Source organism: Stenotrophomonas maltophilia group sp. vghtpe118 (assembly GCF_052605195.1).
Genome location: NZ_CP199672.1, coordinates 1,860,343 through 1,873,405, shown reverse-complemented (window position 1 = coordinate 1,873,405; position 13,063 = coordinate 1,860,343). Strand labels below are relative to the sequence as shown.

11 protein-coding genes are annotated in these 13,063 nt (G+C 67.3%); 6 read left to right on the top strand and 5 right to left on the bottom strand.

The genetic code is table 11. The features are described from left to right. Positions 1 to 47 precede the first annotated feature (47 nt). Positions 48 to 2,000: an acetyl-CoA hydrolase/transferase C-terminal domain-containing protein gene (locus ACUDTM_RS08660; RefSeq protein WP_151355066.1), complete on the bottom strand. Its 1,953-nt coding sequence runs from the start codon at positions 1,998 to 2,000 to the stop codon at positions 48 to 50. Between the two features lie 34 nt (positions 2,001 to 2,034). Next, a complete protein-coding gene (locus tag ACUDTM_RS08655) occupies positions 2,035 to 2,592 on the bottom strand; it encodes a flavin reductase family protein (RefSeq protein WP_005418896.1) in 558 nt (185 codons plus the stop codon). A 118-nt stretch (positions 2,593 to 2,710) separates the two neighbouring features. Here ACUDTM_RS08655 and ACUDTM_RS08650 point away from each other — a divergent pair, with 118 nt between their 5' ends. The 3 genes from ACUDTM_RS08650 to ACUDTM_RS08640 are packed head-to-tail and all read left to right on the top strand — an operon-like array spanning position 2,711 to position 4,831. Next, on the top strand, positions 2,711 to 3,076 hold the full coding sequence (locus ACUDTM_RS08650; RefSeq protein ID WP_005418895.1) for a BlaI/MecI/CopY family transcriptional regulator: 366 nt from the start codon (positions 2,711 to 2,713) through the stop codon (positions 3,074 to 3,076). Next, positions 3,069 to 4,271, top strand: a complete 1,203-nt coding sequence (locus ACUDTM_RS08645) for a M56 family metallopeptidase (RefSeq protein WP_069139290.1) — start codon at positions 3,069 to 3,071, stop codon at positions 4,269 to 4,271. The genes ACUDTM_RS08650 and ACUDTM_RS08645 overlap by 8 nt, the downstream gene beginning before the upstream one ends. Then, on the top strand, positions 4,268 to 4,831 hold the full coding sequence (locus ACUDTM_RS08640) for a hypothetical protein (RefSeq protein WP_069139291.1): 564 nt from the start codon (positions 4,268 to 4,270) through the stop codon (positions 4,829 to 4,831). The genes ACUDTM_RS08645 and ACUDTM_RS08640 overlap by 4 nt, the downstream gene beginning before the upstream one ends. Positions 4,832 to 4,884: 53 nt before the next feature. Here the strand turns inward: ACUDTM_RS08640 and ACUDTM_RS08635 are convergent, their stop codons facing one another. The 3 genes from ACUDTM_RS08635 to ACUDTM_RS08625 all read right to left on the bottom strand — a co-directional run bounded on the left by ACUDTM_RS08635 (position 4,885) and on the right by ACUDTM_RS08625 (position 7,618). Next, entirely contained in the window at positions 4,885 to 5,685 is an 801-nt protein-coding gene (locus tag ACUDTM_RS08635; RefSeq protein WP_065179072.1) for an MBL fold metallo-hydrolase, read from the bottom strand. An 11-nt stretch (positions 5,686 to 5,696) separates the two neighbouring features. Beyond that, on the bottom strand, positions 5,697 to 6,515 hold the full coding sequence (locus ACUDTM_RS08630) for a S1/P1 nuclease (RefSeq protein WP_072168477.1): 819 nt from the start codon (positions 6,513 to 6,515) through the stop codon (positions 5,697 to 5,699). Between the two features lie 473 nt (positions 6,516 to 6,988). After that, on the bottom strand, positions 6,989 to 7,618 hold the full coding sequence (locus ACUDTM_RS08625) for an OmpW/AlkL family protein (RefSeq protein ID WP_049410595.1): 630 nt from the start codon (positions 7,616 to 7,618) through the stop codon (positions 6,989 to 6,991). Positions 7,619 to 7,810: 192 nt separating this feature from the next. On the opposite strand from ACUDTM_RS08625, the gene gap reads away from it, so the two are divergent. From gap to ACUDTM_RS08610, 3 genes are all read left to right on the top strand, one after another. Further along, positions 7,811 to 8,815, top strand: coding sequence for a type I glyceraldehyde-3-phosphate dehydrogenase (gene gap, locus ACUDTM_RS08620; RefSeq protein WP_005418885.1), 1,005 nt, complete (start codon positions 7,811 to 7,813; stop codon positions 8,813 to 8,815). Between the two features lie 125 nt (positions 8,816 to 8,940). Beyond that, entirely contained in the window at positions 8,941 to 11,610 is a 2,670-nt protein-coding gene (locus ACUDTM_RS08615) for a DUF2339 domain-containing protein (RefSeq protein ID WP_353080595.1), read from the top strand. Then, positions 11,607 to 12,983 (top strand): DUF3999 domain-containing protein, encoded by a 1,377-nt coding sequence (locus ACUDTM_RS08610; protein WP_353080594.1) that lies wholly within the window; start codon positions 11,607 to 11,609, stop codon positions 12,981 to 12,983. Before ACUDTM_RS08615 ends, ACUDTM_RS08610 begins: the two co-directional genes overlap by 4 nt. Positions 12,984 to 13,063 lie beyond the last annotated feature (80 nt).

Sequence of the window (13,063 nt, the reverse complement as noted above, 5' to 3'; positions counted from 1 at the left end):
TAAGTCGTTTGTGCACAAACGACTTAATTCCCTCCGTCCCCTTTTTCTCAGGCGGTACGCGCCAGCGCCAGCCGCAGCAGCCGCGCGTCCAGGCGTTCGGCGAAGTCTTTCGGTGCCTGCAGGCCCATGCGCTGCAGGTACACGGCATCGCCGTCGCCGGCCGGTTGCCGCAGCGCTGCCCAGACGGTGCGCAGCTTGTCGCTGCGGGACTGCGTGTTGGCCTTCAGCCACGCCAGCGCTTTGACCAGCACCTGCTCGATCTCGTTGAAGTCGCTGCCCAGCGGGTAGTCCGGCAGGCTGCCATCGGCACGGAATGGGGCCAGTGCCGCGGCCAGTGCCTGCGGCGTGTTGCGCTGCTGGCGCTGCGGGTCGGGCTGGGACGCCGCCAGCAGCTTGCGCGAGGCCTGTGCCTGCTGCAGCAGATCGCCCTGGAAGGGCGCTTCGGTAATTGCGGTCATCGCATGCACGCAGTCTTCGTCGGTCAGGCCGCGCAGATCGGCGATGCCGTATTCGTTGAGGTAAATGTCGCGCAGGTGGCGCGGGATGGTGGTGTGGCCGTAGTTCCAGCGCACGTTCGATTCCCGGTGGCCCTTGTCATCGCGTGCGGCACGGAACATCAGCACGCTGCGCGCTTCCGGCAGGGCATGTGCCATCGCCACGAAGTTGTACTGGCCGCCCACGCCCGACACCACGCGTCCATCGTCCAGCGCATCCGATACCGCCGCGCCGAGCGCGGTAGCCATCATGCAGGAATTGAAGAAACGCGCATGGCGGCGCTGCAGGCGCTCCAGTGCCTCGTTACCGCCATACAGCTGGTTGATCTCGCTGATGCGGCGCATGCCGATCGCACGGCATTCGTCTTCCGGCAGCGTGCGCAGCCACTCGTAGAACTCCGGCGAGCCCAGGTAGAACGCGCCATGCAGGTACTCGCCTTCCGCGGCGAGGGTGGCGTGGTCGATCGACAACGTGCTGCCATTCTCGATGCGCTGCATCAGCGCCAGGTCGTCGTGCACCTTGCGCCTGATCACCCCGGTCTGCACCAGGCGGCGGAAGCCTTCATTGAGCATCTCGCTGCAGCCGTACAGGCCCACCTCGAATGGATCCACGCCGCCGATCTCCTGCACCAGCGGGTGGCTGACCAGCTGCGGATCCAGCGCGTGCAGCACGCGGCGGTAGCGCGCGTTGTCGGTGTGGCGCAGCACCAGCGCATGGCTGAGGGCATCGGCCAGCGTGCCGATGCCGATCTGCAGGGTGCCGCCATCGCGTACCAGGGTGCTGGCATACAGGCCGATGGCGTAGTCGGCGTCGCCGACCGGCTGCCGCGGCAGCCCGAACAGCGCCGGGTACGGCGGAGGCGGAGTGATCACGAGATCGAAGAACGACACATCGACCGTCGCCGAGCCGCCCAGATAGGGCAGCTGCGGATCGATCTCGGCAATCAGCAACGGGCGTGGCAGGCCACGCGCGGTCATCGCATCGAGCGTGTCCTGGGTGATGTCGTTGTTGCACGACAGCGAAAGCCGACGGTCATTCGGCCGCATCGCCACCTTCTGCACGATCACCTGCGGCGCGCGCTGCGCGACCGCGTCGGCGGCATGGGTGTAGTTCAGGCTGGTATAGCTGGATTGCGCCTGCCGCGACCCGAGTAGGGCGCCGGACTGCATGTAGAACTCTTCCACCTGCACGTGCGCTGGCAACGCGTCGCGCGCGATCGCATCGGCATAGGCCAGGCGCGGGAAGTCGTCGCCGAAATGGCGTTGCGCGAACGGTGCCAGGAAGCGCGCCTCCAGGCCGTTGCCCCGCGCCTTCGGCGGGTTCAACGACAGCGCGGTATACAGCTGCAGCGGCCGCGAAGGATCATGTTCGACGCGTGCGTAGAGGGCATTGAGCAGCCGATGCGGCTTGCCCAGTGCCAGCGGTGCCCCGATCCGCAGCGGCCCGTCCACGCGCGCAAACAGCCAGTCGACGGCGGCGTCCAGGTCGGTGAGGTGTTCGGTCATGCGCGGCGGTCCTGCGTGTGGGGGAGTGCGGGCATTACAGCATGTCGGGCTTGAACCGCCGTCGACGCGAGACTTCTGCGCCGGACACCATGAACTGCCCATCGCCGCGGTAATGCACCGTGCGCGGCAGTTTCGGCCGGGGCGCAACATGGGCGCGCACGATCTCCCAGATGAACAGATTGCTCGACGCCACCTGGCTGTCGTCGTACAACCGGCATTCGAAGTTCGAGTGGCACTGCCCGACCAGCGGCGCGCCGACCTCGCGCGCGGGCAGCGCATCGAGCCCGAAACGGGCGAACTTGTCGACCTCGCGGCCGCTGCAGTTGCCGATGTCCACCACGGTATCGAGCAGTTCCACGCCGGGTACGTTGATCACGCACTCGCCACTGCCGACGGCCAGTGCATGGCTGTGGTTTTCATTCCACAGGTAGGTGGCGACCAGTGACGGCGAGAAGCCCATCACCATGTGCCAGCCCATCGTCATCAGGTTGTGCTGGCCGCGCCAGGCGGTGCTGACCAGCACGATCGGGCCGGGTTCGAGGAAGCGGCGGGCCTGCTCGACCGGGAACTCCTTCTTGGGAAGCGCTTTCATCCGAGGCCTCGGCCGGGAGGGCTCGATGCTGGCGCAAAGCCGATGAATCCGGAGTCGAGGGGCTTGACAGTCGGTTCGATTACGCGCGTAATCGAGCTGTCGATTACGGATGTAAATCATGACCCCGATCAGCGAAGCCGAAGCCGTTGTGATGGAGGTGCTGTGGCATCAGGCACCGCGTAGTGCCGATGACGTGGTGGCCGCGCTGGCCCACCGCGACTGGGCCGAGCCGACCATCAAGACCCTGCTCAACCGCCTGCTGACCAAGGGCGCGATCGCCGCCGAGCGCGATGGCCGGCGCTATCTGTATCGCCCGCTGTTGCAGCGCCAGGTGTGGGTGGAGGCGCAGAGCCAGGACTTCATCGGCCGTGTCTTCGAAGGGCGCGTGGCGCCGCTGGTCGCGCACTTCAGCGAACGCGGCCAGTTGAGCGCACAGGACATCGCCGAACTGAAGAAGCTGATCCAGGAGCTGGACCATGACTGAGCTGCTCGGTGGACTGTGGCAGGCCAGCGTGTGGCTGGCCATGGGGGTGATCCTGCTGGCCGTGCTGCGACCGCTGCTGGTGTGGATGGGGGGCGCTGGACTGGCTTATCGCAGCTGGTGGTTGTTGCCGATGCTGCTGGTGACCTTGCTGCTGCCGTTGCCGCAGGCTGCGCTGTTGCAGCACGTGCCGACAGTGCTGCTGAAAGTCGAGCCAGGGGCCGTGGACGAACTGGCAGGGCCGTCGCTGCCATGGGCACCGCTGTTGCTGCTGGCATGGGCGCTGGGCATGGGCATCTGCCTGCTGCGCGACCTGCGCGCACAGCGTCGTTTCGAACGGCGCATGGGCCCGCTGAAGCCGCGCGCCGATGGCAGCTGGCAGGCCAGTGGTGACCCAGGCCTGCCAGCACTGGTTGGCCTGTGGCGGCCGCGAATCGTGGTTGGCCCGGACTTCGATCAACAGTTCAGCGCACAGGAACAGGGGCTGATCCTGCAGCACGAGCGCAGCCACCGCCGCAATGGCGATCACTGGGCCAATGGTGCGTTGCTGCTTATGCGTGCGGTGTTCTGGTTCCACCCGCTGGTGCTCTGGGCTGCACGCTGCTTCCTGCGCGACCAGGAACTGGCCTGCGATGCCCGCACCATCGCCCCGCAGCCTGCGCTGCGCGGGCTTTACGCCAGCACGCTGCTGAAGGCGCAGCTGGTCCACCCGGTTGCGCCAGCGGTCTGCCATTGGCGCAGCCAACCCGTGTTGAAGGAGCGTATCGCCATGTTGAAGCAGTCCAAGCGGAAGGCATTGCCGTGGGTATCGGGGCAGGTGCTGGTCGTCGGGTTGTGCCTGGGAATGGGCGCAGTAGCGTGGGCCAGCCAGGGCGATGCGATGGCTGGCCGCCCGGCAGCGGCGGTCATGGATCGGGAGATCCAGGTCGTCAAGATGCCACCGCCTTCCTATCCGAAATCCGCGGTCGAGGAGCGCCAGGTGGGCGTGGTGAACCTGCGCGTGGAAGTGGATGCCAGCGGCCAACCCACCGATGTCAGGGTGCTCAGTGCCACCAATCCGGGCGTGTTCGACGCGGTGTCGATCACCGCAGCGCGCAGCTGGACCTATCGGCCGGCGATGAAGAACGGCAAGCCGGTGGCAGGCGCAGTGAAGATTCCGATCACCTTTGCGATGGACAACAGCGAGGACGCCCAGTGAAGTCCGCGCCGCTGCTCGTGGTGGCGGCGCTGATGATGGGGTGTGCGAGCCAGGAACGGCTGGCCACCGTGCACACCCGCAGCGAGAATGTCGGCCACCAGCGACTGCAGCCGCAGGCGGGCGGTGGCAGTGGGCAGTTGCAGGCGTATTCGCTGGGTGCGACCGAGGGCTACCGGATGCCGCAGTTGTACGCGGCACCGGACCCGGAGGTCGGCGATCGTGACCCGCGTGCGGAACTGGCGCCGACCACGATCTGCCTGCAGGTGGTGGTTGATGCCAACGGCGTCGTCGAGCGCAGCCTGCCATTGACCGATCGCCCGGAGTGCGCGGCAGGTGCTGCGGGCGAGAATGCGCCCCTGCTGCAGGCTGCGCAGGAGGCCGTGGCGATGTGGAAGTACTCGTCCGCAGCGGTCTGCCACTTCGCGGCTGGCAAGGTGCCTGCCGACCGCGGTGACTGCCGGGGCGCCGAACGGGTCGAGCCGGTGGCGGTCACCCTGCAGTACGCCTTCACCTTCGAGATCGTGAAGGGCCAGCATGTGGTGCGCACGCAGGGAAAATGAACGCTCGCGGTCCGTGATGGAAACCGATGGCGCCGGGCTCTGCCCGGCGTACGTCAGGCCCCTCCCTGGATGTTGGCCTTCACCGCCGGTTGCATCAGCTTCGGTTCTTCCAGCGTGGCATCGCGGGCCTGGCGCACGCTGACGAACTCTGCCTCGGCCACGCCGTCATGCACGTGGATGTTGTGCGCGCGCTGTTCACCGATGGTGGTTTCGTTGGCGAAATCACGGCCCCCCGGGCCGTAGTCGTGGCAGACGAAAACCCGGGTGGTATCGGGCAGCGCCAGCAGGCGCTGGATCGAGCGGTACAGCTGCGCGGCATCGCCACCCGGGAAATCGCAGCGTGCGGTGCCGCCGTCGGGCATGAACAGCGAGTCACCGGTGAACAGCGCATCGCCGATCAGGTAGGCGATGCTGTCGCTGGTGTGGCCGGGCACGGCGATCACCTGTCCTTGCAGCTCGCCAATGGCAAAGGTTTCGCCGTCGCTGAACAGGTGATCGAAGATCTCATCGGCGGCCGGAAGCTGCAGGCCATAGCGCGGCGCGAACGTGGCCTGCACCGCGCGGATGCCTTCACCGATGGCCAGCGTGGCGTGCGGGAAGCGCTGCTTGAGCCGGCGCCCGGCCGACACATGGTCCGCATGGGCATGGGTTTCCAGCAGCCAGCGCAGCTGAAGGTCCTGCTGTTCGATGGCCTGCAATGCCCCGCGCAGCGGTGATTCGCTGCTGGCGTCGGTGTCCGGGTCGTAGTCCAGGACCGGGTCGATCAGCGCCGCCTCACTGCTGGCCGGATCGCTGACCAGGTAGCTGAAGGTATTGCTGTCACGGTGGAAGAACGACTGCACCTGGACCGGCATCGGAATTCTCCTCAGCGCGTGCCTAGCACGCGATTCAGCAACTGCGCCAGGTTTTCACCGGCCAGTCGCAGCTGCGCTTCGGCCAGCGGCCGGTAGCGCTCGGTGTATTCGTCACCGATTTTATGCGACGCCGGATAAACGCCAGCTTGCATGGAGATGCGGCAGCTGGCCTCGGCCCAGGCCTGCGGGTCACGCTGCGGGTTGGACTGGCGCGCCAGCTTCGGCGCGCGCTGGCCCTGCAGCACGGGCAGATAGCCGGTGTCGTCGAGCTTGCGGGTGTTGAGCATGCCGCTGTCCCACAGCGAGTGCAGGTTGGTGCCGCGGTTGCCGAACTGCAGCTGGAAATCGTTGCCGCCCTTGTCATGGGCGTAACCGGCATGCATCGGCTGGTGGATGTCGCCGACCAGGTGCACGACGAACTTCAGTGCCTGCAGGCGCTCGCCATCGGTCAGGCTGCGGTCGCCCAGGATGGCGCTCTGTGCTTTCAGGGCCTCGACGATGCAGTTGCCGTTTTTGCAGTGCTTCGGTGCTTCGTAGTGGCAGTCGTCTTCGGCGATGTTGACGTAGTGCCAGCCGGCCGAACGACGGCCCAGGCTGGGGTCCTTGGCGCGCAGCTGGTCGGCCCACGGCGCGATGCTGGCCAGGGTGGCGTCCGCTTCGGTGGCCAGCAGGCGGTCCACTTCGGCGCGGGCGGTGGGGTTGAGGCGGGCGTCGGCGACTTCGGCAACCAGGCGGTGGCCTTGCGCGCCCCAGGCATGGGCGGGGGCGGAGACGGACAGCAGGGCCGGCGCCAGGGCGGCGGCGAGGAACAGGGAGTGCAGGGCTTTCATGCACACATTCTAGCGGGGTAGGTGGATTGAAGAGCGGCGCGTTCCTTTCTGCTGGGGGCTGGCTGCAGGGGCAGCCCCCATCCAACATGGCCGCGGAGGCGGATGCAAACGTCAAAGGCAACATCAAAAACAAATGCAGGATCAAAATCCGCCTTCTGCAATTGCAGGCAACCATTACGCCTCGGATGTGCAGGCTCTGCCCTTGCCTTTGCTTGAGCTGGCACGCACGCGGTGATGGGAAGGGGCGAGGCGGGGAACGGGGCCGGGACCGTTGGCGCCATGGATGGCGCCATCGAGCCCCCAAGGATGGGTTTACGGCGTGTCCCGGCCCCGCTCCCCGCCTCGCCCCAGCTCCGGAACTGCTTCAGTCCCAGGAACAAAAAAAGCCCCGGCAATCACCGGGGCAACATGCTGCGAGGGTTTCTGCGTGCAGCGGGGGAGCGGGGGCGAAGCCCCCGCAATCAACACACCGCTTAGAACTTGAAGACGTACGAAGCGCCGTAGACCAGCGGATCGATATTGACCGTGCCGATCTTCTCGCCGTTCAACTTCACCTTGCTGTCGATGTCGATCCAGCGCATGTCCACGCGCAGGGCGCCCTTCTCGCCGATCGCGAAGTCGATGCCCGCATGCGCGGCCAGGCCCCACGAATCCTGCAGCTTCAGCTTGCTGCCGGCCAATGCACCGGTGGTGTCTTCGCTGAAGAAGGTGGTGTAGTTCACGCCCGCGCCAACGAACGGCGACACCTTGCCCTTGCTGTTGAAGTGGTACTGCAGGGTCACCACCGGCGGCAGCTGCTTGGTGCTGCCGACACGGCCCAGGCCGTTGATGTTGATGTCGTGCTTGAACGGCAGCGCGGCCAGCACTTCGATGCCCAGGTTGTCGGCGATGAAGTACTCGCCGGTGATGGTCGGCTTGACGTCGTTGTCGACGTCGACCTTCAGGGTGCCGCCGGCCAGCCAGCCGTTGTTCGACTTCGGCGCCACCTGGTGCACGCCGGCCGAAACGGTCCAGTCGCCCTTGGACTGGGCCATGGCCGGGGCGGCGGCGAGGGACAGGGCGGCGGCCAGACTGGCCACGATCAGGGGGGAGGTCTTGCGCATGGGGGTGTTCTCGTTGCTGGGTGGATGGCGACAGTCTCGGCCTCACGCCGCGCTAACGCTTTGATCCGGATCAAATCCTGTCCGCCGACCTGCTGGCGGCCCGGCCTGGCCCACGGTGGCCAGCCACGGCCTGCTAGACTTGTGGGCCCTATCCATCCCGCCGCACCCGTCGCGGCTGCAGGAGCTTGAGAAATGGCAATCAAGGTTGGTATCAACGGTTTCGGTCGCATCGGGCGTAACGTCCTGCGCTCGGCGGTGCTGAACTTCGGCGACGACATCGAAATCGTGGCCATCAACGATCTGCTGGAGCCGGATTACCTGGCCTACATGCTCAAGTACGACTCCGTGCACGGCCGCTTCAAGGCCGATGTGGCGGTGCAGGGCAACGACCTGCTGGTCAACGGCAAGAAGATCCGCCTGACCCAGGAACGCGACCCGGCCAACCTGAAGTGGGACGAAGTCGGCGCCGACGTGGTGCTGGAAGCCACCGGCCTGTTCCTGACCAAGGAAACCGCGCAGAAGCACATCGATGCCGGCGCCAGGAAGGTCATCATGTCGGCCCCGTCGAAGGACGACACGCCGATGTTCGTGTTCGGCGTGAACGACAAGACCTATGCTGGCCAGGCAATCATCTCCAACGCGTCGTGCACCACCAACTGCCTGGCTCCGCTGGCCAAGGTCATCAATGACAAGTGGGGCATCAAGCGCGGCCTGATGACCACCGTGCATGCGGCCACCGCCACCCAGAAGACCGTCGATGGCCCGTCCAACAAGGACTGGCGCGGCGGCCGTGGCATCCTGGAAAACATCATTCCCTCGTCCACCGGTGCGGCCAAGGCCGTCGGCGTGGTCATCCCGGAACTGAACAAGAAGCTGACCGGCATGAGCTTCCGCGTCCCGACCTCGGACGTATCGGTGGTCGACCTGACCGTCGAGCTGGAGAAGGAAGCCACCTACGCCGAGATCTGCGCTGAAGTGAAGGCACAGAGCGAAGGCGCGCTGAAGGGCATCCTCGGCTACACCGAAGACAAGGTTGTGGCCACCGATTTCCGCGGCGAGACCTGCACCTCGGTGTTCGACGCCGACGCCGGCATCGCCCTGGACGGCACCTTCGTCAAGCTGGTGACCTGGTACGACAACGAGTGGGGCTACTCCAACAAGTGCCTGGAAATGGCCAAGGTCATCGCCGCCAAGTAAGGCCGGTGTAGATCGCAGACGGACCCCGGCCTGGCCGGGGTTCGTCGTTTATGGGACCCACCCTGTCGTAGCATGGGGCGGTCGACCGCCGCCGCTGGGGCGCGGGATCGCATTGGAAGCACGCAATGGAAGCACTGATAGCCCTGGTCGTACTGGTTCTTCTGGCCATCCCGCTGTTGCTGGTGGTCGCGCTGGTGATGATTGCCGGCCTGCGCCGCCGCGTCGCTGCGCTGGAAAGCGCGATGGCCGCCGCGCCGACCGCCGTCAGGCCGGCCGCTACCGCCCCCGCGCCTGAACGGCCTGTGGCCGCACCTGCTGCCAGCGACGATCCACCGTTCCTGCGGCCGGCCGCCGCTGCTGTGCCTCCGTCCCCGCAGCCACCGGTGCGCGAAGCAACGCCCACCGGGGTGCCTGTCCCTCGTCCTGCTGCGCCACCGCCCGTGCCGCCGGTGCCGGTGCAGCCGCCGTTGCCTTCCGAACCGGCACTGCCCAATGTCATCGAGCGTGGCATCGGTGCGGTCAAGCGCTGGTTCACCGAAGGCAACGTGCCGGTCAAGATCGGCATGCTGGTGCTGCTGGCCGGTGTCGCTGCGCTGCTGAAGTACGTCAGCGACCAAGGCTGGCTGGTGCTGCCGATCGAACTGCGCCTGGCCGGCATCACCGTGGCTGCGCTGGGCCTGCTGGCCTTCGGTTGGCACCAGCGTGAACGCCGGCGGCTGTTTGCCCTGGCGCTGCAGGGCGGTGCCATCGGCGTACTGCTGCTGACCATCTTCGCGGCGTTCAAGCGCTTCGACCTGATTCCGCCGGCCTTTGCCTTTGCCAGTTCGATCGCACTGGTGGCCGGGCTGTGCGTGCTGGCGGTGGTGCAGAACTCGCGCACGCTGGCCGTGCTGGGCATCCTGGCCGGCTTCATGGCACCGCTGTGGCTGTCCACCGGCAGCGGCAACCACGTGGGGCTGTTCAGCTATTACGCCGTGCTCAACGCGGGCATCTTCGCCATTGCCTGGTTCCGCCCATGGCGCGCGCTGAACCTGCTGGGCTTCGCCTTCACCTTCGGCATCGGCACCTTCTGGGGCGTGCTGCAGTACGCACCGGACAAGTTCAGCAGCACTGAGCCGTTCCTGGTGCTGTTCTTCGTGTTCTACCTGCTGATTCCGCTGCTGTACGCGCGCCGGCAGCCGGCCGGCCGCCGTGACTTGATCGATGGCAGCCTGGTGTTCGGCACGCCGCTGGTCGCGTTCTCGCTGCAGGCAGGCATGCTGCACGCGCAACCGATGACGCTGGCACTGTGCGCGCTGGGCCTGGCGGCGATCTACGCGGTGTTGGCCCGGGCGCTGATCGCACGTGCGTCGTACACCGTGCTGGCGCAGTCGCATGCCGTGCTCGCGGTGGGTTTCGCCACGCTGGCGGTGCCGCTGGCATTGTCGGCGCGCGCCACGGGCGCCGTGTTTGCACTGGAAGGTGCTGGCCTGGCGTGGTTGGGGCTGCGCCAGAAGCGGTGGCTGCCGCAGGTCTCCGGCGCGTTGCTGCAGATCGGCGCCGCATTCGCCTTCGTTGCCGGTGGCGACCACTGGCACGAAGACCTGCGCTTCCTGATCAACCCGACCGCCGTTGGCGCGCTGTTGCTGGCCCTGGCCGGCTTCGCGTCGGCGTGGAGCTACCAGCGCAGGCCGCGTCATGAGGTCGCACTGGTGTATTACCTGTGGGGCCTGCTGTGGTGGCTGGGCGGCCTGGTCCATGAGATCACCCGCTTCTTCCCGTACCGCACCGAAGTGGACGCGTTGCTGGTGCTGGCCGCGGTCACTGCCTGGCTGGCGGCCGAAGCGCAGCGTCGCCAGCCGGCGCGTGCGCTGGGCGTGACCGCGCTGGCCATGCTCGCGCTGGGCTTCCCGCTGGCCCTGATGCAGAGCGATGCACACCACCAGCCGTTCGCCGGCCACGGCGCGCTGGCCTGGGCGGTGTTCGCGGTACTGGGCGTGCGTACCCTGCTGTGCCTGCGCCAAGGCGGCGATACCGTGGCTCGCATCGCGCAGTTCCTGTGGTGGCTGCTGTGGCCGTCGCTGCTTTCGTTGCTGGCCTTGTGGGGTAGTGGCGAGGCCGGCCTGGCGCAGGGTTGGACGACCCTGCTGGTGACCTTGCCGTGGCTGCTGATGGCGGCGCTGTCGCTGTGGCGCTGGAACGCATTGCGCTGGCCGCTGGGCGCGGCCTTCGACAGCGCGCGCGTCCCGCTGCAGTGCGTGCTGTTCGGCCTGCTGGCGATCGGTTGGCTGCTGGGCCAGCTGCTGCCGGGCGACGCCGCACCGCTGCTGTGGCTGCCGGTGCTGAATCCGGCCGAGATCGGCCAGTGGCTGAGCCTGCTGCTGCTGGCGCGCTGGCTGTACGGCAGTGAGGCACCGCAGGCATTGCTGAACATCCGCATGCCGCTGCTGGCACTGGCGGCCTTCCTCGCGTTGACCAGCCTGGTGCTGCATGGCGTACACCAATGGGGTGGACTGGCGTGGAATGCCTCGATGATGCGCTTCAGCCTGGCGCAGACCAGCCTGACCGTGTTGTGGAGCGTGCTGGGTGTGATTGCCTGGGTGTGGGGTTCGCGTCGCAGCCAGCGTGTGTTGTGGATGGTCGGTGCCGTGCTGATGGGCGTGGTGCTGGCCAAGCTGGTTATTGTCGATCGCCAGCACCTGGGCAACCTGCTGGGCATCGCATCGTTCATCGCCTACGGCCTGCTGTGCACGGTCGTGGGTTATCTGGCACCGGCACCGCCAAGCGCGGCGCCGACCGTGGAGGAATCGCAATGAGGAAGTGGAGCAGGGCGCTGCTGCCGGCGATGTTCGGCATGCTGGCCGCCGTCGTGGTACAGGCGGCTGATTACCGCACGCAGTATGCCGAGCAATGGCCGCTCACATTGTCCAGTGCGCAGTCCGGTGCCTACCGTATCGTGCTGGAGCCGGCGATCTACCGCCGTGCCGTGACCGCCGATCTCAGCGATCTGCAGGTGTTCAACGCGGCCAGCCAGTTGTTGCCGTCGGCACTGCTGGCGCCGGACCAGCCGCTGGCGCAGTCGCCGGTGCAGCGTGAACTGCCGTGGTTCGTGCTGCCGCCGTTGGCCGATGCACAGCGCAACGACCTGCAGCTGCTGACCGAGCGCGATACCGATGGGCGCGTGCGCCGGGTCGAAGCGCGGGTGGGTGGCGGGGCAGCGGCGAGCGGGCAGGGCGGCTGGCTGATCGACGCCAGCATGCTCGACCAGCAGCCGCTGGCGGCACTTGTGCTGGACTGGACCGACAGCGGCCAGCCGCTGCAGGCGCAGGTGCAGCTGGATGCCAGTGACGACCTGCGGCACTGGCGATCGATTGGCCGCGACGTGCCGCTGGTGGATCTGCAGCGCGCCGGCAAGCGCCTGCTGCAGCGCCGCCTGCAGGTGGACGGCGCTGCACGCTACCTGCGCATCCTGGCGCAGGGCGACTCGCGCCTGCCGACCCTGCGCGGCGTACTGGCGGAACTGCCGCCAGCACCGGCCACGCTGCCCTGGGAATGGCTGTCGCTGGAGCCGACGTCGTCGGGCAAGGGCGAGTACACCTTCGAGATGGATGGCCGGTTCCCGGTGGCGCGTGCCGATGTCGCCAGCACCGATAACAGCCTCGTGCAATGGACGCTGTTCAGCCGCGATGACGAGAGTGCGGAATGGCAACGTCGCAGCGCGCCGTGGATCGCCTATCAGGTGCAGCAGGGCACGCAGGGCCAGCGCCAGCAGTCGGCGGCACAGCCGCTGGGCGGGGCGCACCGCGACCGCTACTGGAAACTGGTGGCGAATCCGGCGGAAACCGCCACCGCGCCGACGCTGCGCCTGGGCTACCAGCCGGAAGTGCTGGTGTTCCTGAGCCAGGGTGCGGCGCCCTACGCACTGGCGGTGGGCAGCGCGACCGCGCGCCGCACGGACGCGCCGATCGGGGTGCTGATCGAGGAACTTCGGCAGCGCAACGATCCTTCGTGGCAGCCAACACTGGCGCGCCTGGAAGGCAGTCCGGAGCCGCTGGCCGGCGATGCGGCGCTGAAGCCGCAGCGCGATTGGAAATCGTGGTTGCTGTGGGCGTTGCTGGGCCTGGGCGTACTGGTGGTGGGTGGCCTGGCGCTCAGCCTGCTTCGGCAGAAGCCTGCGCCTTCGGAATAGGTTCCAGCGAACGGCGCAGCCCCTCGTGGGTGGCCGCGTAAAGCGAAAGCCGCGCTTGGCCGGGCGGGGCGGGTTCGCGG